Raw genomic sequence first — 20754 nt, forward strand, 5'->3', positions numbered from 1 at the left:
CAAACGGCTCTCTTTTTTTATGTGAATAAGAAACATCCATAGTATATGCTTGTAATTAATGGAGATATGCGAGGGGCAAGTGTTGCTGAAGCTAAAAGAAGGAATACGGCGGTTTGTTTGGTTCTGGTTCGTTTTGTGGTGTGTTTTAGCACTTGGCATTTGGCTGCAAGCCAAACAAACGATTCAAACGATTTCGACTGTAAATGAGTTAGGAAGTAAAGTTGAAGAAGTCAGGCACTTTTTTAACTTCGATCTGCCTTACCGTGTTAAACACGTCGACCAAATTTCACTGAAACTTCAGTTGGCTTATGCAGTTCGCTTACAGCTTGAAAGTGAGTTTTCTGAAGGGAAAATCACACCAGACATCACTCAATTGCTTTATACGACCGACCGATTTTTAGAAAGTGCTCGAGCTTTTGTAAGAAGTGACAGTGAATTGGTTTCGTTAGCAGAACAGTTACGAAGCAGCCGTGCTCGAACAGAAAACTCTGAGCAAATTCAGGCAATGTACTATCGCTTAGGTGCGCTTGTTTTTGAGTCTGTCTTTAGTGACTCTGCAACGAATAGCGATACTTACCGTGACTTAGACCGACTTTTTATTGAATCAGAGACGCTCTCTCCCGAAGAGCGAAGCGCTCTTCAGCGCCAGCTTGCTCAAACCTCAAGCGCACTATCTGCTCAGGCACAGGGCAGTTATTTATCCAATCACCTGCTTAATCCAGATTTCCCGAACCAGTTAACTTCGATAAATGATCAGTTGGAACAGAAGCTAATGACTTTTATTGTTTGGTTGTCTGTAATCAGTGGTTTGCTCCTTTTCCTCATTTCATGGGGAGCCTTCTCCCCAAAAACGAGTCAACCGATACCACTACCCAGAACCGATGATAAAAAGTCAGAGCAAGTTGGCGATGATGAAAATGGAGCTAACACTGTTCCCTCAGCTCAGTCAGAAAATTTTCAAAACGTCCAAATGAACGAAAAAAGTTGTAATGAGGTGAATTCATCACAAGTGGAAGTAGTGGAACGTGAGCCGTACATAGATATCAATAAAATGTTAGATTCTCTGTCTGGTGACGAGGGCGCTGTGCGGATGTTACTGGAGGTCTTTATTCAGGACCACTCAGGCGATGGCACTAAAATGTATCAGCTGTTAGAAGAGGATAAAGAGCAAGCGCAAAGAGCCGCACACAGCCTTAAAGGGGTCTCAGGGAGTTTAGGTGCAATGCCACTGCACTGTATTTCGGGTGATATTGAACTGTTGATTAAACAAGGGCAAAAAGTGCCGGAAGAGAAGTTGGCATGTTTAGATGATGTCCTAAAACAAACCATACTTTTTGCTAATAATGTTCTCAATAGTGAAAAGATAACAGAAGCGCTAACAGATTGATATTGCTCTGACTTAATGTCATAAGAGTTGAGGTAATAAAGGCTCGAACTATATGACTTAGTTCGCTTTATTCCTGTTCTATACAATTTGTTAAAGGTGTTTTCATGTCCGTTCGCCGAATGTCTTCAATGATGTTGATAGGGCTGGTTATGATGCTTTCAGGGTGCTCCCTGCTCGAAGTCAAGATCGAGAGTCAAACCGTCCCTCTTACAAAACAAGAGCTCAATATGCGTCTTTTGACTCGTGAGTACGCGCAGCAGTTTTTTGCTCAGGTTGAGCAAGCAGCAGATGCACTACACGAACAATATGAGCCTCATGATAAAGTTCATCAATCTTATATTTTACTTTGGAAGATAAATGCTGAAGAAGGCATCCAAGCTTCTGCATACCAAGTGTCCCCAATGGCTGCACTGATTGATACATGGACTTTCACGCTACAAATGGAACAGTTTTTTATTACCGCTTCTGGTAATGAGCTCTTTGCGTCTGATGAGGCCAAGTTAGTTTCCGTTTATTTAGCGAAAGAGGTAGATAAACTGGCTCAATCTTTATTGAAGAAAGAAGCATACATCAAGACAAAAACGTTTGTTGCAGAGTTCGCCAAGCAGCATCCATTCGCTGATTTAAGCATGATTAGGACTCCGGCTTACCGTAGGTGGTTAGATGCAAACCAAATTAGCGAAGAGGAAGCCGTTACAACGCTAGGCACGATGCCAGAAGCTCTCGGGGATGTCTCTGATCGTCTAAGTCTGGTATCAGAGCAGACACCAAAAATTATGACGTGGAAAGCGCAGTTGTTGGCCTTGAATAGCTCTGCCAGTATCGAAAAAGTCAATGCGGCGCTCAATAGTTTGCAAGTTACCGCTGATTCGATGAGGGATTTTATCGATAACAACCCAGAGTACATGCGCTATTTGGCAGAACAAATGGCGCTGGAGTTACAACCTTTGGTTGACGATATCGATCAAAGGACGGAGGCGCGTTTATCTCAGTTGGGTGAAGAGCGCCAAGCTATAGAGCTGATGGTTGCCAGAGAGCGCCAAGAAATCGCACAGATCATTACCCATGAGCGCGAGAAGTTTGCTCAAGATATGGATCGAGTGTCGCAAGAGGTTGTGAATCTCGCCATGACTAAGCTGATTGAACTTGTCAAAAGTACCATCATCTACTTTATTCTGTTCATTGCCGTTATATTCTTTGCACCGCTTGGATTTGGCTATTGGTTTGGGAAGCGTGCAGCCGTGAAAACGCCAGTCAAACAAAGCTAACGATTTGTTTTGGAAATAAAAAAAGAGCGCTTTAAAGCGCTCTTTTTTAGTATTGAATTCGGAAGGGAGGTTCTTCCTATCTCTGCGAAGTTAAGCGGTTTGCTGCTTTAATTCGCCTTCAGCTTCTTCAACTGCTTCTGCTGTTGGTTCGCACTTATCAACAAACCAACCCATGTAAGAAGTGAAGATCGTTACGATGATACATACAAAACTCAGCCACATGAACGGGGCATAAGACAGTGTAGCAACACCCAAAATACTGGCCATGTAGATACCGTTGTCACTCCAAGGGACCATACCTGAGGTTAGCGTGCCGCCAAATTCTGCGTTACGAGACAAATTCTTACGTTTGTAGCCTAGACGGTCATAGTTCTTCGCACAGATTTTTGGGGTCAGAATAAGTGAAACGTACATCGCTGAACCAAATACGTTGCCCATAAAGGCCGTACCAATTGTGCTTGTTGCTAATGAACCTGCACTTTGAACGCGTTTTTCAAACAGCTTCGCGATAGTCTCTAGCACGCCTACTTTATCTAGTAGACCGCCAAAACCAAGGCCGAATACGATAACCGCTACCGACCCAAGCATTGAAGACATGCCGCCACGGTTAAGGATTGAGTCAATGAAATCTACGCCAGATGAGATTGCAAACGGAGCCCAAGCCGTGTTGAACGCGGTTAGGAAATCGACATCTTGGATCATCACTGCCCAAATAATACCTTGCAGAGAACCAAAACTGATCACTGGAAATGAAGGCATACGCATCGCTAGAAGTGACAATACGATGATCACAGGAACAAATGAGTAAGGGGTGATGTAGAACTGCTGTTCCATCGCTTTAATGACAGAGTCTACCTGGCTCATGTCAACTTGACCTGCGTAGTGGAAGCCAAATGCAGTAAACATAATGCCTGTAATAATGTAGCTAATGAGTGCTATCGGCAACATGCCTTTAATATGTTCCATCACTTCAACGTTAGACATAGATGAAGCAAGGATTACTGAATCCGATAGAGGCGACATTTTGTCACCAAAGTAACAACCTGAAAGTACGGCACCTGCAGTGATTGGCGCAGGAACACCAAGACCTTGACCGATACCCATCATTGCAATACCTGCCGTGCCAGCCGCACCCCAAGATGTGCCAGTCGCTAGCGCAGTCAATGAACAGATGATCATGGTCGCGAGCAAAAAGATGGAAGGGTGGATTGCTTTAAGGCCGTAGTAAATAATGGTTGGAACAATACCACCAGAGATCCAAGTACCTACAAGCGCGCCAACGGCCAAAAGGATTAAAACGGCTCCAAGTCCATTGGAAATGCCATTTAGTGCTGCTTTTTCCAGATCTTTATACTGATGGCCAAGCTTTATGCCCAATATCATGACAATGAACCAACCGATGTATAGCGCTAGCTGAATCGGTAGGTCTAGCTTGGCTGTGAACGAAAATGCCAGCAGGAGAAATAAACCGAGCGAGATAAATACCTGTATCAAGCTTGGTAGGCGTGGTGTAACTTGCTTCATATGTGCCTCTGTCAATCTTGGAGCAATAGAGGAAGGCGCTCCTTGTTGTAATCGCGCATAACATACATTAACAAAAATTATATTTCGAACATTTGGTGTTTTATCTTGATGTTCGTCGGTAAAAACGTTTGCTTGTGAAATTAACTGTTAGTTTGTTTTAACTTTTTTGGTTTTAAATGTTGTGTAATGTGAAATTATTGTGCTTCATGTGTTATTTTCTCATTGAGTGGTAAGACCAATTAGGGGACTAAAGTGCTTTCCCTACTTGAAAAATGGTTAAAACCGCAAACCAAACACTAAAAAATCTCGTGTAACCCGGTTTTTCAGAGGAAAAGGTTAAAAAACGCGCTTATTTACAAAATAGGGGTTGAGATTTTGCTGTGAAAAATTAACTATGGGGTAGGTTTTTTAATACATGGAGAGTTAATACGATGAGAGTTGGTTTAGTTGGTTGGCGCGGTATGGTTGGTTCAGTCCTTATGCAGCGTATGGTTGAAGAGAAAGACTTCGACCTAATCGAACCAGTATTCTACAGTACTTCTCAAGTTGGTATTCCTGCTCCTAACTTAGGAAAAGACGCAGGCTTACTGCAAGACGCGTATGATATTGAAAGCTTAAAACAGCTTGATGCGGTAATCACCTGTCAAGGTGGTAGCTACACAGAAAAAGTTTTCCCTGCACTTCGTCAGGCTGGTTGGAAAGGCTACTGGATTGACGCGGCCTCCACGCTACGTATGGCTGAAGATTCGATCATCACACTTGATCCAGTGAACTTAAAGCAAATCCAACAAGGCATCCACGGTGGCACGAACACATTTGTCGGTGGTAACTGTACGGTTAGTTTAATGCTAATGGGGCTAGGTGGTCTATTTGAGAAAGGCCTTGTTGAGTGGACAAGCGCAATGACTTACCAAGCCGCATCTGGTGCTGGTGCGCAAAATATGCGTGAATTGATCTCGCAAATGGGCGTTATCAATGACTCTGTTAGCTCTGAACTTGCAAACCCATCAAGCTCTATCCTAGATATCGATAAGAAAGTCGCGGATACAATGCGCAGCGGCTCTTTCCCTACCGATAAGTTCGGTGTGCCACTAGCTGGTTCGTTGATCCCATGGATCGATGTGAAGCGCGATAATGGTCAGAGTAAAGAAGAGTGGAAAGCGGGCGCTGAGGCGAATAAAATTTTGGGTTCTCAAAGTTCACCTGTTCCAATTGACGGTACTTGTGTGCGTATTGGCGCGATGCGTTGTCACTCTCAAGCACTTACTATCAAGCTTAAACAAAATGTACCAATGGACGAAATCGAAGAAATCATCGCCACTCATAACGATTGGGTGAAAGTGATTCCTAACGACCGTGACATCACTGCTCAAGAGCTAACGCCAGCAAAAGTTACGGGCACAATGTCTGTACCAGTGGGTCGTCTACGTAAGATGGCAATGGGTGATGATTTCCTAAATGCTTTCACTGTTGGTGACCAACTGCTTTGGGGTGCTGCGGAGCCATTGCGTCGTACTCTGCGAATTATTCTGTCTGAGAAAGCATAATCACATCAATCCTTTATTTGATGACAAAATAAAAGAGCTCCTTAGGGAGCTCTTTTTTCATGCGTCGTCTTCCGTTCGAACGACTCTTTTGTCTGGATCGGCCAGTTCACTACCACAATGTTTACAGTAAATTGCGTCAGAGTCGTGCCCTGCGTGGGAGCAGTTTGGGCATTTCACCAATACTTTGTGCGATTGCATCTCTTGGTGCAGTTCGGCAGTGAAAATACCTGTAGGTACCGCCAAAATGGAATAACCCAGTAACATGGTGAGTGATGCAAGCCCTTTACCTAGGTCTGTTTGAGGGACCAAGTCACCATACCCAACCGTTGTGATGGTCACGATCGCCCAATAAATACTCTTAGGAATGCTAGTAAATCCGTTTTCAGGTCCTTCAATGATAAAAATCAACGAGCCGAAAATCGTTACCATAATGGCGACGGAACTAAAGAAGATAAAAATCTTTCTGCGCGCCATAAGCAGTGAACGTAAGAGGATATTGGACTCTTGGAGGTATCGGACTAACTTGAGTATGCGGAATATTCGCATCACTCGCAGCGCCCTGATCACACCCATAAACGAAGCGGATGGGAAGAAGAGTGCTAAATAGGTGGGCAAAATCGCAAGTAAATCGACGACACCATAAAAACTCTTTGCGTAGGCGGCAGGTTTAGGAGAGCAATAAAGCCTTAGAAGGTATTCAATCGTGAATAGGCCAGTAAATGTGTATTCAATAAACTTCAGCTCTTTTTCCCACTCGGCCCGAACGGAGGGTATCGAATCTAACACCAGTACGATTAACGAACTGATGATCGCGATAATGAGAGCAATATCGAACGTTTTACCAGCTTTGGTATGAGTACCAAAAATGGTGACATATAGAGTATGTTTAAGAGAGTCAGTCGTCATGACAAAGCGATCCATTGTTGAATCGCTCTATCATACAATTTTATAGAAACTCAGGCTAATCCTGGAAATAAGTTGCGTAAGCCATTCGCAATGAACTCTATGCCAAGCGCGCCCAATATCAAACCCATGATACGAGTAATGACGTTGATTCCAGTTTGACCTAAAAATCGTACGATCAATGGGGCAGAGCGGAACAATAGCCATGAACAAAGGCAGAACAAACCAATCGTAATACTAATGCCCACGGTATCGAACATGCTTGGGTAGCGTGCACCATAAACAATAGTCGAACTGATTGCACCAGGACCTGCCATTAAAGGCATTGCAAGAGGGACCACACCAATCTGTTCACGACTGACGTATTCCGTTTTCTCTTGTTTGTTCTGCTTATCTTCCCCCAGTTTACCGCTCATCATCGAGAATGCGATGCTAAGTAATAGCAACCCGCCAGCGACACGAAACGAATCCAGAGAAATACTGAACATGTCTAACAGTAACTGACCAGCAAAAAGCGAAATGATCAGGATGATCGCAACAGCCACATTTGCTGTTGTTGCCGTATTGCGCTTTTCGTCTGGTGTCATATGCCCGGTTAGTGACACAAACACAGGCATGATACCAACAGGGTTTACTGCGGCGACCAAACCGAGAAAAAACTGCAAGAAGATAGCAAGTTCAAAAGTTTGCATGTTGCGTACTCATCAAAGTTCACATTAGTGAAAAGGAGAAGGGGTAATTTGGGCGTAATGTAAGGCAAAAGTTAGGTTGTAAGAAATGAAAAAAACTAACGCATTCCCTGCCATTTAAGTGAGAAAAACTAATTCTTTAATAAACTGTATCTAATCTGGAAAGGAAATGTTACGTATAAAGTTGCTGATAAATTGCACTGTTTTATATAAACGTTAACATTCGCACATTTTTGATAAAAACCAAGGTGGTTTGTAGAGAGATGTATTCGGTTCGATATACTCTCAGTAGCACAAAGAATTGGGCCTACATGTAATTTTGTTGGTCAAAAATGAAACTTTTTTACAGGTTGTTGTAGTTTCTTTTATTTATTTGTCCATTTGCTTCTTTTTTACTCAATAAAAAATGAAAGTTAATTTATTTGTTTATCAGTGATTTATGTCATTTTGGTGTGATGAGGCACCACTTTGGTAGTATTTAGGTGGTGAGAACTGATCCAAGTCAATTTTTTTCACACTCTGAAATATTATACTCAGTCCTGAAAGCAATTTACTAAGACGTTTGTTTTCTAAGTGACTGATAAACAGTAAAAACGATAAGTAATAGCCTTAGTAAAAAGTTTTTAATATTTGTTAATTTTAGGAGATTCCCTATGCCTGTAACTAATATGGCTGAACTAGATGCAATGGTTGCTCGCGTTAAGAAAGCGCAAGAAGAGTTCGCTACTTACTCTCAAGAGCAAGTAGATAAAATCTTTCGTGCAGCATCGCTTGCAGCTAACCAGGCCCGTATCCCGCTAGCTCAACAAGCGGTAGAAGAATCTGGTATGGGTATTGTTGAAGATAAAGTAATCAAGAACCACTTCGCTTCTGAGTTTATCTACAACAAATACAAAGACGAACAAACGTGTGGCATCTTAGAAGAGGATGACAACCTAGGTACTATGACTATCGCTGAGCCTGTAGGCATCATCTGCGGTATCGTACCAACGACTAACCCAACTTCTACAGCGATCTTCAAATCTCTAATTTCTTTGAAGACTCGTAACGGTATCATCTTCTCACCACACCCACGTGCGAAAAACTCAACTAACGATGCAGCTAAACTCGTTCTAGATGCAGCAGTAGCAGCAGGCGCACCAAAAGACATCATCGGTTGGATCGACCAGCCTTCTGTTGAGCTTTCAAACGCTCTAATGAAACACGATGACATCGCGCTTATCCTTGCAACTGGTGGTCCAGGCATGGTTAAAGCCGCTTACTCTTCTGGTAAGCCAGCAATCGGTGTAGGTGCAGGTAACGTTCCTGTTGTTATCGATGAAACAGCAGACATCAAACGTGCTGTTGCTTCTATCCTTATGTCTAAGACTTTCGACAACGGTGTAGTATGTGCTTCTGAGCAAGCTGCAATCGTAGTAGACGAAGTATACGACGAAGTGAAAGAGCGCTTTGCTTCTCACAAAGCGTATGTCCTAAGCAAAGCAGAAGCTGATAAAGTTCGTAAAGTGCTTCTTATCGATGGTGCGCTAAACGCGAAAATCGTAGGTCAGCCAGCAGCAGCAATCGCTGAAATGGCAGGCGTTAAAGTTCCAGCAGACACTAAAGTTCTTGTTGGTGAAGGTCTGGGCAAAGTATCTCACGATGACGCATTCGCTCACGAGAAACTATCTCCAACTCTAGGTCTATTCCGTGCTGACAACTTCGAAGACGCGGTTGCTCAAGCGGTAACTATGGTTGAGATTGGTGGTATCGGCCACACATCTGGTCTTTACACTAACCAAGATACTAACGCTGACCGTATCCGTTACTTCGGTGACAAGATGAAGACAGCTCGTATCCTAATCAACATCCCGACTACTCACGGTGGTATCGGTGACTTGTACAACTTCAACGTTGCGCCATCTCTAACGCTAGGTTGTGGTTCTTGGGGTGGTAACTCTATCTCTGAGAACGTAGGTCCTAAACACCTAATCAACAAGAAAACTGTAGCGAAGCGAGCTGAAAACATGTTGTGGCATAAACTACCTAAGTCAATCTACTTCCGTCGTGGTAGCCTTCCAATCGCACTGGGCGATCTAGAAGGTAAGAAACGTGCATTCCTAGTAACTGACCGTTTCCTATTCAACAACGGTTACGCAGATGACGTAGTAAGCCTACTAAAAGCTCAAGGCATGGAAGTTCAAACATTCTTCGATGTTGAAGCTGACCCAACACTGTCTGTAGTAGAAAAAGGTGCGTCTCAAATGGCTAGCTACCAACCTGACGTTATCCTAGCGCTAGGCGGTGGTTCACCAATGGATGCAGCGAAAATCATGTGGGTAATGTACGAGCACCCAGAAACTCACTTTGAAGAACTAGCAATGCGCTTTATGGACATCCGTAAACGTATCTACAAGTTCCCTAAAATGGGTAAAAAAGCTGAGCTTGTATGTATCACTACAACTTCAGGTACTGGTTCAGAAGTTACTCCATTCGCGGTTGTTACTGACGACAAGACTGGTGCGAAATACCCACTAGCTGACTACGAAATCACGCCAAACATGGCAATCGTTGATGCGAACCTAGTAATGAACATGCCAAAGTCTCTAACAGCATTTGGTGGTTACGATGCAGTAACTCACGCTCTAGAAGCTTACGTATCAGTTCTTGCTAACGAATACTCAGATGGCCAAGCTCTTCAAGCACTTAAGATGCTAAAAGAGTACCTACCATCAAGCTATGCGAACGGTGCAAATGACCCAATCGCTCGTGAGAAAGTACACAACGCAGCTACTATCGCTGGTGTTGCATTTGCGAACGCATTCCTAGGTGTTTGTCACTCAATGGCTCACAAACTGGGTGCTGAGTTCCACTTGCCACACGGCCTAGCTAACGCACTACTTATCTCTAACGTGGTACGTTACAACGCGAACGACAATCCAACTAAACAAACTGCGTTCTCTCAATACGACCGTCCACAAGCACGTCGTCGTTACGCTGAAGTTGCTGACCACCTAGGCCTAAGCCAAGAAGGTGACCGTACTGCTCAGAAGATTGAACGTCTACTAGCATGGTTGGATGAACTAAAAGTTAACCTAGACATCCCAATGTCTATCCAAGCGGCAGGTGTTGCTGAATCAGATTTCGTAGCGAAACTGGATGAGCTAGCGGTAGAAGCGTTCGATGACCAATGTACTGGTGCGAACCCACGTTACCCTCTAATCAGCGAACTTAAAGATGTGTTGATGGCTTCTTACTACGGTAAAGCATTTGTTGAAGGCGAAACTTTCGAAGGTACAACTGTTATCAAGAAGAAAGCAGACCAAGAAGCAGCAAAAGCAGCACCTAAAGCAAAGAAAGAAAAAGCTGACGCGTAATTAAAAAATCGAGTGAGCAAGGTTTTCGCTAGCACGGAACCTTAATCGGGAAAAGGTTAAAGCCCCAGTCAAGTGACTGGGGCTTTTTTATTTTGGTGCAGGAGTTACATCTGGCTCGGGAAAACAGAGTTGCTGTGTATGCTTACACTTCGGTCGCAACTACTCGGCCACTGAAGTATTCATTCGCGACGATGTATGCTGTGTTGCGGACTAGTTCGTCTTGGATCTCAGCCCAGTGTCTCTCGTTGAGCTCTTCTTTTGTATGATTTACCGAGGGAATAACGCCGCCCACTCGAATGTTGAATGGTGTGAGTTCTTTTGCCCAGCTGTGAGTAAAACCTGACACCAACGCCGCCATGCTTTCAACTCCCGTAAAGTCTTCATGGTTGTCATGAGAAATGACGTTAACAATGACGCCTTTCTTGTTTCTGGCTCGAAAGCGCTCTGCTCCTACTTGGCCGTAGGTATAAAGGAAGCGTGCCGCAGACGACAAGTGATCAATGTAAGTACTCATTGGTTCTGGCGCCATTAAGCCAGGCATAGGAGAGCTGGTCCAGCAATTAACAATCACATCTGGTGTCGCACGTAGCTGTGATTCTATCTGGTCAAACAATAAGTTAATGGACGTTGTGTTATCACTACACACATTCATCGCATACACTTTGTCAGTGAAAGCGCTGATTTGCTCATAGCTCGCTCTCAAAGCGCTAGAATTTTGGTCACAAAGAATCAACGTTGCTCCAAGGTGAGCAAAGTGATTTGCACAGGTTCTTCCTATAACCGAACCTGCAGACGTGACGAGAATAATTGATTCTTTGATATCCATAGCACCTTCACTGTATCCATATGTGAAAAACATTACACCAGTGGTTTGTGCTAATAGCATGGTTGAAATTCGTTGAGTTCAGTGTGAAAGGCTTCAAACTAACGCTTTCGAGTGAGGACTATTGTGCGGTAATTTGTAAGACGTCACATTTCTGACGTGTAGGTATTGCAAGCTATTGGATAAAAAGCGGATCTCTATGCTTTAGCTTGAATTTGATGCTGACGTTGAGCCGTCACTAGCTGATTATATAGCCCAGCATCTGGGATCAGTTGTTTGTTGCGTTCGCCCAATTTGCGTCGCTCATGACCAGATAGGTTGTGATAAACCTCCTCTGGTAGGTTGAATGTGTCTTCAGGCAGGTAAGTCAGCGCATCTGGTTTTAGGTAATGGCTCAGCTTTGCGGAAGGCAATCCTGCATCGTGAAACTGTTTCGCTTGTTCAGCTGCGAGTTCATAGCTGCTGCTATCAGAACGAAGAGCTTGAGGTTGCGATAAACCCAATTGTTGGCGAAGAATACTGTCACTGGTGATGACTTCCTGGACCTCTTCAACTGGGACCACATCGCGAACATCATTAGAGAACATAGACAGAATCAGCGAAAAATCGGCACGACGACCTTCGTGAACAGCATGGTTGATACCGTTGCCGAACTGAATTTCGTTGATAATTGCAGCTTTGTCTAACGTATGAATTTGCATGATGTTCCTCGCTCGATGCTCTTTTAACGGCGTGGATAAGAAAAACTTTAGTAAAAGAGGGAATTATTTAAAGGTGCTAGGGAAGGCGAAACAAAAAAGCCCGCTAAATAGCGAGCTTTTGAATAAGACTAAATTGAACTTAGGGGGGAAGTATATTACTTCGCTAGGTTCTCAGCTACGAAGTCCCAGTTTACTAGAGCCCAGAAGCCGTTCATGTAATCAGGACGTACGTTGCGGTAATCGATGTAGTACGCGTGTTCCCATAGGTCAACAGTTAGAAGTGGTGTTGTACCTTCTTCTGTTAGAGGAGTAGCAGCGTTAGAAGTGTTAACGATCTCTAGAGAGCCATCAGCTTTCTTAACCAGCCAAGTCCATGAAGAACCGAAGTTGTTGATTGCTGAATCAGTAAACTTCGCTTTGAATTCTTCAAAAGAACCGAATGCTGCGTTGATTGCGTCTGCAACTGCGCCAGTTGGCTCGCCGCCCGCATTTGGAGCAAGACAGTGCCAGTAGAACGTGTGGTTCCAGATTTGCGCTGCGTTGTTGAATACGCCACCAGTAGAAGTCTTGATGATCTCTTCTAGAGTTTTGCCTTCGAACTCAGTACCAGGGATAAGACCGTTAAGCTTAACAACGTAAGTGTTGTGGTGCTTACCGTGGTGGTAGTCTAGAGTCTCTGCTGAGATGTGTGGTTCTAGTGCGTCTTTCGCGTAAGGAAGAGCTGGTAGTTCAAATGCCATTACTCGATTCTCCATTGATTTGAAAGGATGACCTTTCGATTGCTTCCAGTGTTTTTTTATAGCTATGTCGCCTTTAAGGCTGACTTGCTAAGTATTTTAGCAAGTTTTTACTTTATTAAAACCCCGATATGAAAATATTTTAAGAGGTTAGCAGTGGTGAAGTGCTGCATTGCTCGCCAATGAGCAACCTAAAATTAAGCCTTATTAATTATATGGTTTTTATTCTGTCGTTATTGAGTAGAATGTGGCAAATAAATAAAGTTCAAACCCATGAATGAGGAAGCGATGGAAACTATCGACAAAATCAAACAGCAGATCTCTGAAAACTCAATCCTGCTGTACATGAAAGGATCACCGAAACTACCTAGCTGTGGTTTCTCTTCTCAAGCGTCACAGGCACTAATGGCATGTGGTGAGAAGTTCGCTTACGTAGACATTCTGCAAAACCCAGATATCCGTGCTGAGTTACCAAAGTACGCGCAATGGCCAACTTTCCCTCAACTATGGGTTGAAGGTGAGCTTATCGGCGGTTGTGACATTATTCTAGAAATGTTCCAAAAAGGTGAACTGCAGCCTCTAATCAAAGAAGCAGCAGCGCGCGCTGAAGATCAAGCTGAGTAATTCGTAAATACTCACATTTAGCGATAGAATACGAAGGAGCCGTACTGGCTCCTTTTTCTTTTTAGGTTAGTGGAATGAACATAAAGCTTTACTACGTGCATGACCCAATGTGCAGTTGGTGTTGGGGTTACAAACCAACGCTGGATAAACTAAAACAGCAACTGCCAGGTGTGATTCAGTTTGAGTATGTGGTTGGTGGTCTTGCGCCAGATACTAATTTACCGATGCCGCCCGAGATGCAACAAAAACTCGAAGGTATTTGGAAGCAGATTGAGCGCCAGTTAGGCACTAAGTTTAACTACGATTTCTGGAAGCTTTGTACGCCAGTTAGAAGCACTTACCAATCTTGTCGTGCGGTTATTGCAGCGGGCTTTCAAGATTCTTATGAGCAGATGCTAGAAGCGATTCAGCATGCGTATTACTTACGTGCGATGCCTCCTCATGAAGAAGCCACTCACTTGCAATTAGCGAGAGAAATTGGCTTGAATGTTCAGCAATTCAAGAATGACATGGATGGCTCTTTCTTAGAAGGTGTGTTCGAAGATCAATTGAGCCTTGCAAAGAGCCTAGGTGTGAACTCTTACCCTAGCTTGGTTCTTAAAATTAACGACGCTTATTTTCCGATTGCCATCGATTACCTGTCGACAGAACCAACCTTGAAGCTGATTCGTGAGCGTATTATTGACAATATGCCAGCGCAATAACCACAGTTATGAATAACAAAAAGCCGCTCATTGAGCGGCTTTTTCGTAACTAAATGTATATCCATCCAAACAATAGTATTAAAGCACCATTGCTGCAATCCAACCAAAGATGATTAGAGGGATATTGTAATGGATAAAGGTTGGAACGACTGTTTCCCAAATGTGCTCATGTTGACCGTCGGCATTTAGACCAGATGTAGGGCCTAATGTAGAGTCAGAAGCTGGAGAGCCTGCATCACCTAACGCCGCCGCAGTACCTACCAGTGCAATCGTTGCCATCGGCGAGAAGCCAAATGCTAGCGCAAGAGGCACATAGATAGTTGCAAGGATTGGAATCGTAGAGAACGATGAACCAATGCCCATTGTTACCAACAGACCAACGATCAGCATCAGTAGTGCAGCTAAAGGCTTATTGTCACCGATGCTGGTTGATAGCGATTGTACTAGTGTTTCAACACCGCCAGTTTGCTTCATTACTGCTGCAAAACCTGCCGCTGCAATCATGATGAAGCCAATCATTGCCATCATGTGTACACCTTTAGTGAACACGTCGTGCGTCTCTTTCCATGCAATAACGCCGCCGAAAGTAAACACCATAAAGCCAGCTAGAGCACCGATAATCATTGAACCCGTGTAAAGCTGAACACCCAAAGCAGCGACAATACCAAGTGCCGCAACCAAGATGTGCTTTTTATTGATGACATGATCGGTTTCGTCAACGACAGTCAACTCAGTTTCTTTGTAGACACGCGGTTTACGATAGCTAACAAAGATAGCCAGTAATAGACCAAACAGCATACCTGCACCAGGCAGTAACATGGCGGTTGGGACTTGGCTTGCAACCACATTCTCCAAACCGTTGTCATGTAGGTTCTTTAACAGAATGTTGTTTAAGAAAATACCGCCGAAACCAACAGGCAAGATCATGTAAGGTGTGATCAAACCGAAGGTAAGAACACACGCGACCAAACGTCGATCGAGCTTAAGTTTCGCAAATACGCCCAAAAGAGGTGGAATCAAAATTGGAATAAAGGCGATATGGACCGGAATTACGTTCTGAGATGACATAGTGACAAGAACGAGCGCGACTAACACCGCGTACTTTAACCCGGTAGTTGACGCCGAGTTTTCTTTACCATTTAAGCGCTTGATAACACTTTTGGCCAGTAGATCCGTGATGCCTGATTTCGAGATGGCAACAGCGAAAGTACCTAACATGGCGTAGCTTAGCGCAATAGTTGCACCGCCACCTAGACCACTTTCAAATGCGGCAACCGTATCCCCAAGGCTCATGCCTGCGACTAGGCCGCCTACGATGGCACTAAACGTGAGGGCAACCACCACGTTTACGCGCATCAATGCTAACACGAGCATGACGCACACTGATATAACGACAGGATTCATACTTTTCCTAATATGTTGTGTTTACTTATTATTCTTCGTCGACAAGCGGCCAACCGCCGAGGGCCTTCCATTTGTTGACAATACCGCAGAATAATTCTGCTGTTTTTTGTGTATCGTAAAGCGCAGAGTGTGCTTCACGGTTATCAAATTCCATCCCGGCTGTTTTGCATGCTTTAGCGAGAACTGTTTGGCCATAAGCAAGGCCACTTAATGTAGCCGTATCAAAAGTAGCAAAGGGATGAAAAGGGACTCTTTTTAGTTTACAGCGTTCATTTGCTGCATTTACAAAACCCAAGTCGAATGCTGCGTTATGAGCAACCATAATTGCACGTGAGCAATCTGCGGCTTTTTGTTCTTTGCGAATAAGCTTATAAATTTCCTTTAGAGCCTCTTGCTCAGAAACAGCACCTCGAAGAGGGCTGAAAGGGTCACGAATACCATTGAATTCAAGCGCTTCTTTTTCTAAGTTAGCGCCTTCAAATGGTTCCACATGAAAATGAATGGTGGAGGCCGGATGCAACACGCCATGTTCGTCCATTTTCAACGTAACGGCACAGATTTCTAAAAGTGCATCAGTTTGAGCATTGAAACCAGCGGTCTCAACGTCTACTACCACAGGGAAATAACCACGAAAGCGTTTTTTCAAGGTTAGAGCTTCATTTTCTAGTGTCATGTTGGCTTATTTTTGTGTGACGAAGGCTACATTATTGCAGATTATACCGATGAGAAAAACCGCAATTTAAGAGAAAACCGGAATTCTATTTTGCATCCAATCAATAAGTTTGTATTGCATATTATGTAGACGTTTATTCGCCATACTTTGCATCATGTAAACCGATAAAACATGAGGAAGTAAAACGCTAAGTGGCGGTTAAGGTGATTGGAACACGGTGGCTCACATTAATGGCAGTGTGACAGATAACCCTATATTGGCGAGATTTTTGCATGCTGGTTGAAGTGGTTTTATTGATGCAAATTGATGGCAACAGACTGCCGTTTAAGAGACAGTATTAGATGAAGAAATGGCTGATTACCAGTGGTGTTGTATTTTCGTTGTTTAGCACAAGCAGCTTCGCTTTGATGGGCAAACGTTATGCTGCAACTCCACAGCAATCTCAATGGGAAATGGTGGTCAATACACCATTAGAATGTCAGCTTGTACACCCCATTCCAAGCTTTGGAGATGCGGTATTTTCATCTCGTGCAAATAAAAAAATCAATTTAGACTTTGAGTTAAAAATGCGTCTTCCGATGGGAGAAACACGTAACGTCAGTCTCATTTCTATGCCGCCACCTTGGCGACCAGGTGAACACGCCGATCGAATTACAAACCTAAAGTTTTTTAAACAGTTTGATGGTTATGTCGGAGGGCAAACAGCATGGGGCATGTTGTCTGAGCTGGAAAAAGGCCGTTATCCGACTTTTAGTTACCAAGATTGGAAGAGCCGAGATCAGAGAATTGAAGTCGCATTGTCATCAGTACTATTTCAAAACAAGTACAACGCGTTTAGCGACTGTATTTCCAACTTATTGAAATACAGTTTCGAGGACATTGCTTTTACGATTTTGCACTACGAAAGACAAGGTGATCAGTTAACCAAGGCTTCTAAAAAGCGTTTATCACAAATTGCAGATTATATCCGACATAATCAAGATATCGATCTCGTGCTGGTAGCGACGTACACAGATTCAACCGATGGTAAAAGTGCGAGTCAAAGTTTATCAGAGCGACGTGCAGAGTCACTTCGTGACTATTTTCAGTCTCTAGGGCTACCGGAAGATCGAATTCAAGTGCAAGGGTACGGCAAGCGTCGTCCTATTGCAGATAACGGTTCGCCAATAGGAAAAGACAAAAACCGCCGAGTCGTGATATCTCTAGGGCGAACCCAAGTGTGATGCATATAAAAACGCCGAAGCTGAAAGCTTCGGCGTTTTTGATTTACTGACGTTGTTAATAATATTTTAGTGGTATTTTGCCAAGCACCTTTCGGTGATTCTTGCTGTATAATTTGAATGTTAGTTTAAGCGGAATTTGGCAATGACTTCGCAATTGGTTGCGGTATCTATTTTTTCAACCTGTTTGGCAATAGCCGGATTAGGGTGACGCTTCATAAAGTCTATCAACGCCTTAGTGCAGCATCCTATCGAGTCGATAAAGCTTGCACACTCTTTATTTGGGCATTGTGGGATAAGTGTTAAGACTTTCTCAGAGGCCAGTTGAAGGTATTTGAGTTCATAGTCAGTATCTCCAGCCCAACGCCAGAACTGAGCTAAGTTATGACAAGAAATCACAGAAATTAATAATCGCTCGTCCGCCTCAATTTCCACACATTCGCTGATATCTTCACTCAGGCTTAGGGCTTGCTGGTAATGAAGAATGCTGCGAACAGGGTCATCTAGTTGAAGTGCCGTATCGGCTAGAAGTGTGTGTTTTTCCCATTCACTGATCATTATCGTAATCCCGCATATCGAAGTTGCGGATAAATCTAAACGATAACTATTATCAAGTAAAGAGTTTTGTTTATAAAAGGACAGGCAGATCGCAGACCTGCCTGTAATCGGAGTTCAACTTGCAGTACAAGTGATTATTAGAAGTGCCGCTTAGCCTTCAAGACCTGCTGAAGCTTGCTTGTTTTGAATAAGCTCAATCATATAACCATCTGGGTCTTTTACGAATGCAATGTGCGTGCTTCCGCCTTTTACTGGACCTGGCTCACGCGTCACATTACCGCCCGCCGCTTTGATAGCGTCGCAAGTTGCGTAGATATCATCAACACCAATGGCGATATGACCAAAAGCGGTACCTAAGTCATACTCAGTTTTACCCCAGTTGTAAGTCAGTTCGATCACTGCACCTTGGGATTCGTCACCATAACCAAGAAACGCTAGCGTGTATTCGTACTCTTTATTTTCGTTAGTACGAAGCAGCTGCATGCCCATAACTTCAGTGTAAAACTTGATGGATTTGTCTAGATCACCTACGCGAAGCATAGTGTGGAGAATTCGACCGTTTGACATTTTTTGCTCCTAGCTTTGATTTACAAATAGCGTTAGCTATCTGGGTATACTTTCTCTTTATATTCGCACAAATCTTCGATAATGCAGCTACCGCAGCGAGGCTTTCTTGCTACGCACGTATAACGACCATGAAGAATGAGCCAGTGGTGCACATCGAGTTTGAACTCTTTTGGCACAACTTTTAATAGCTTCTGCTCGACATCATCAACCGTTTTTCCCATCGCAAATTTAGTGCGATTCGACACGCGATAAATGTGCGTATCGACGGCAATAGTTGGCCAACCAAAAGCGGTGTTGAGCACGACGTTTGCGGTCTTGCGACCTACGCCTGGTAGCGCTTCTAACGCTGCACGATCTTCAGGAACTTCACCATTGTGTTTTTCCAACAAGATCTTACAAGTCTTGATTGTGTTTTCTGCCTTTGAGTTAAACAAACCGATGGTCTTTATGTATTCTTTTAAGCCATCGACTCCCAAATCAAGAATGCTTTGAGGTGTATTCGCTACAGGGAAAAGCTTGTCGGTGGCTTTATTGACGCTTACATCGGTTGCTTGAGCTGATAGTAATACAGCGATTAGCAGCTCAAAAGGGGAGTTCCAGTTAAGCTCAGTTTGAGGATTCGGATTGTTTTCTCGTAATCGCTCAAGAATCTCGATTCTTTTTATTTTGTTCATTGCTGACTTCCAATACCGTCTCTGCGGTTTATGAAAAAGGCTCCTATGACAGAGCCTTATCTTGTTATGCGTTAGTGACGCGAGCACGTTCTATGGTTGGTTTTTCTTCTTTTGGTTGACGTGCCTGAATTGAATTATCTATGACATTTTTGAGCGCTATCAACAGCCCAACGCCGATAAATGCACCAGGTGGGAGAAGCGCTAACAGGAAGCTATTGTCAAATTGGAAAACTTGAATCCGTAGAGCTGAAGCCCAGTCTCCTAGGAGCAGGTCTGCTCCGTCGAATAGTGTGCCATTACCAATTAATTCGCGCATGGCACCTAAAACAACCAAGACGCTCGTCATACCAAGGCCCATCCACAAACCATCTAGCGCAGCGGGTGCAACATCATTTTTTGACGCGTAAGCTTCTGCTCGGCCAATAATAATGCAGTTCGTTACAATCAGAGGAATAAAGATACCTAGAGACAGGTACAAACCGTACGCATAGGCATTCATTAACAACTGAACGCAGGTAACGAGTGAGGCAATGATCATAACGAATACAGGTATACGGATCTCTTTTGGCACATAGTTACGGATAAGAGAAACTGTTACGTTGGATCCAACTAGCACGAGTAAGGTTGCAATACCAAGACCTAATGCATTGGTTATCGTGGAAGAAACCGCTAGCAGTGGACATAAGCCCAGCAGTTGTACGAGAGCGGGGTTATTACTCCACATACCGTTTTTCATCAGTAATTTATTCTCATTCATTACTGCTCTCCTTCACAGCCTAACGGCTGGCTAAGAATGTCTTCACGAGATTGGTTTACGTAGTTAACGGTATTTCGCACCACTTTTACGACGGCTCTTGGCGTGATCGTTGCACCAGTAAATTGATCGAAATCGCCGCCATCTTTACGAACTTTCCACGAATTCCAATTGTTTTCCGTGACTTGTTTTCCTGTAAAGCTCAGGATCCAGTCGGTGACACGAAGATCGATTTTATCGCCCAGACCAGGGGTTTCTTGGTGGTTTAGGACGCGTGTCCCCAAAATATTGCCCTGATTATCAATCCCAGTAATCACTTTTATCTCACCATTGTAGCCATCTGGCGCGATAGATTCTATTGCGATTGCTGTTGGTTCACCATTCTTCGTGGCGAGGTAGGCTGGCATCGCACGTAATGTCCCCAGATCTGGAGACGTGACCATTGTACAAGCTTGCGTGAGTGCGTTGTCATGCATGTTTTCTGGAATGACTTGATTCAAAACAGAAAGTAATTGTTTTTGCTCTTGTACCTTGATTTGGTCTTTTGTTAGGTACTGAGTAAGGGCGACTAATCCGGTTGTTGCACATGCAAATATCGCGAGTGTCAGACCATTTTTTCTAATAGCGGTTAACATTTTTAC

Annotated in this window: 20 protein-coding genes; 7 read left to right on the forward strand and 13 right to left on the reverse strand. The window is 43.7% G+C overall.

The window, feature by feature from the left end; translation table 11 throughout:
* The first annotated feature begins 58 nt into the window (after positions 1–58).
* Together R7O03_RS09800 and R7O03_RS09805 are read left to right on the forward strand one after the other, a co-directional pair.
* On the forward strand, positions 59–1387 hold the full coding sequence (locus R7O03_RS09800; protein ID WP_225495493.1) for an Hpt domain-containing protein: 1329 nt from the start codon (positions 59–61) through the stop codon (positions 1385–1387).
* Positions 1388–1491: 104 nt separating this feature from the next.
* Positions 1492–2655: a chemotaxis protein gene (locus tag R7O03_RS09805; protein ID WP_318131688.1), complete on the forward strand. Its 1164-nt coding sequence runs from the start codon at positions 1492–1494 to the stop codon at positions 2653–2655.
* 90 nt (positions 2656–2745) lie between these two features.
* On the opposite strand, the gene nhaC is transcribed toward R7O03_RS09805, so the two are convergent.
* The gene (gene nhaC / locus R7O03_RS09810) at positions 2746–4179 is read right to left on the reverse strand and encodes a Na+/H+ antiporter NhaC (RefSeq protein WP_318131689.1); all 1434 of its coding nucleotides are present in this window, start codon (positions 4177–4179) and stop codon (positions 2746–2748) included.
* Positions 4180–4610: 431 nt separating this feature from the next.
* Between nhaC and asd the strand changes: the two genes are divergently transcribed.
* Positions 4611–5726, forward strand: coding sequence for an aspartate-semialdehyde dehydrogenase (gene asd, locus R7O03_RS09815; protein ID WP_005380727.1), 1116 nt, complete (start codon positions 4611–4613; stop codon positions 5724–5726).
* A gap of 57 nt (positions 5727–5783) precedes the next feature.
* Here the strand turns inward: asd and R7O03_RS09820 are convergent, their stop codons facing one another.
* Together R7O03_RS09820 and R7O03_RS09825 are read right to left on the reverse strand one after the other, a co-directional pair.
* Complete coding sequence (locus tag R7O03_RS09820) at positions 5784–6647, reverse strand: ion transporter (protein ID WP_005380728.1); 864 nt, start codon at positions 6645–6647, stop codon at positions 5784–5786.
* Positions 6648–6682: 35 nt separating this feature from the next.
* Positions 6683–7321: a YchE family NAAT transporter gene (locus R7O03_RS09825; RefSeq protein WP_005380729.1), complete on the reverse strand. Its 639-nt coding sequence runs from the start codon at positions 7319–7321 to the stop codon at positions 6683–6685.
* Positions 7322–7971: 650 nt separating this feature from the next.
* On the opposite strand from R7O03_RS09825, the gene adhE reads away from it, so the two are divergent.
* Positions 7972–10674 carry a bifunctional acetaldehyde-CoA/alcohol dehydrogenase gene (gene adhE / locus R7O03_RS09830; RefSeq protein WP_318131690.1) on the forward strand — a complete coding sequence of 901 codons (2703 nt, stop codon included), beginning with the start codon at positions 7972–7974 and terminating at the stop codon, positions 10672–10674.
* Positions 10675–10816: 142 nt separating this feature from the next.
* Here the strand turns inward: adhE and R7O03_RS09835 are convergent, their stop codons facing one another.
* The 3 genes from R7O03_RS09835 to sodB all read right to left on the reverse strand — a co-directional run bounded on the left by R7O03_RS09835 (position 10817) and on the right by sodB (position 12938).
* Positions 10817–11560: an SDR family oxidoreductase gene (locus R7O03_RS09835; RefSeq protein WP_262645870.1), complete on the reverse strand. Its 744-nt coding sequence runs from the start codon at positions 11558–11560 to the stop codon at positions 10817–10819.
* A 134-nt stretch (positions 11561–11694) separates the two neighbouring features.
* Positions 11695–12198: a VC2046/SO_2500 family protein gene (locus tag R7O03_RS09840; protein ID WP_318131691.1), complete on the reverse strand. Its 504-nt coding sequence runs from the start codon at positions 12196–12198 to the stop codon at positions 11695–11697.
* A 155-nt stretch (positions 12199–12353) separates the two neighbouring features.
* Positions 12354–12938, reverse strand: coding sequence for a superoxide dismutase [Fe] (gene sodB, locus R7O03_RS09845; RefSeq protein ID WP_005396533.1), 585 nt, complete (start codon positions 12936–12938; stop codon positions 12354–12356).
* A gap of 285 nt (positions 12939–13223) precedes the next feature.
* Between sodB and R7O03_RS09850 the strand changes: the two genes are divergently transcribed.
* A complete protein-coding gene (locus tag R7O03_RS09850; protein WP_017635833.1) occupies positions 13224–13559 on the forward strand; it encodes a Grx4 family monothiol glutaredoxin in 336 nt (111 codons plus the stop codon).
* Positions 13560–13633: 74 nt separating this feature from the next.
* Complete coding sequence (locus R7O03_RS09855) at positions 13634–14263, forward strand: DsbA family protein (protein WP_005384890.1); 630 nt, start codon at positions 13634–13636, stop codon at positions 14261–14263.
* Positions 14264–14341: 78 nt separating this feature from the next.
* On the opposite strand, the gene R7O03_RS09860 is transcribed toward R7O03_RS09855, so the two are convergent.
* Together R7O03_RS09860 and rnt are read right to left on the reverse strand one after the other, a co-directional pair.
* Positions 14342–15667: a Na+/H+ antiporter family protein gene (locus R7O03_RS09860; RefSeq protein WP_017821192.1), complete on the reverse strand. Its 1326-nt coding sequence runs from the start codon at positions 15665–15667 to the stop codon at positions 14342–14344.
* A gap of 28 nt (positions 15668–15695) precedes the next feature.
* Entirely contained in the window at positions 15696–16340 is a 645-nt protein-coding gene (gene rnt, locus R7O03_RS09865; protein WP_005384888.1) for a ribonuclease T, read from the reverse strand.
* Positions 16341–16681: 341 nt separating this feature from the next.
* Between rnt and motY the strand changes: the two genes are divergently transcribed.
* On the forward strand, positions 16682–17563 hold the full coding sequence (motY, locus tag R7O03_RS09870; RefSeq protein WP_213866424.1) for a flagellar protein MotY: 882 nt from the start codon (positions 16682–16684) through the stop codon (positions 17561–17563).
* 120 nt (positions 17564–17683) lie between these two features.
* Here motY and R7O03_RS09875 read toward each other — a convergent pair whose 3' ends face one another.
* The 5 genes from R7O03_RS09875 to rsxG form a co-directional block, all read right to left on the reverse strand.
* A complete protein-coding gene (locus R7O03_RS09875; RefSeq protein WP_005384886.1) occupies positions 17684–18118 on the reverse strand; it encodes a DUF2753 domain-containing protein in 435 nt (144 codons plus the stop codon).
* A gap of 150 nt (positions 18119–18268) precedes the next feature.
* Positions 18269–18685, reverse strand: coding sequence for a lactoylglutathione lyase (gene gloA / locus R7O03_RS09880; RefSeq protein ID WP_031780931.1), 417 nt, complete (start codon positions 18683–18685; stop codon positions 18269–18271).
* Positions 18686–18717: 32 nt separating this feature from the next.
* Complete coding sequence (gene nth, locus R7O03_RS09885; RefSeq protein WP_215810522.1) at positions 18718–19359, reverse strand: endonuclease III; 642 nt, start codon at positions 19357–19359, stop codon at positions 18718–18720.
* Between the two features lie 64 nt (positions 19360–19423).
* Positions 19424–20116, reverse strand: coding sequence for an electron transport complex subunit E (locus R7O03_RS09890; RefSeq protein ID WP_005380745.1), 693 nt, complete (start codon positions 20114–20116; stop codon positions 19424–19426).
* Positions 20116–20748, reverse strand: coding sequence for an electron transport complex subunit RsxG (gene rsxG / locus R7O03_RS09895; RefSeq protein WP_005380747.1), 633 nt, complete (start codon positions 20746–20748; stop codon positions 20116–20118). The genes R7O03_RS09890 and rsxG overlap by 1 nt, the downstream gene beginning before the upstream one ends.
* Positions 20749–20754 lie beyond the last annotated feature (6 nt).

It is taken from the genome of Vibrio sp. Vb2960 (assembly GCF_033337665.1).
Taxonomy (GTDB): Bacteria; Pseudomonadota; Gammaproteobacteria; order Enterobacterales; family Vibrionaceae; genus Vibrio; species Vibrio alginolyticus.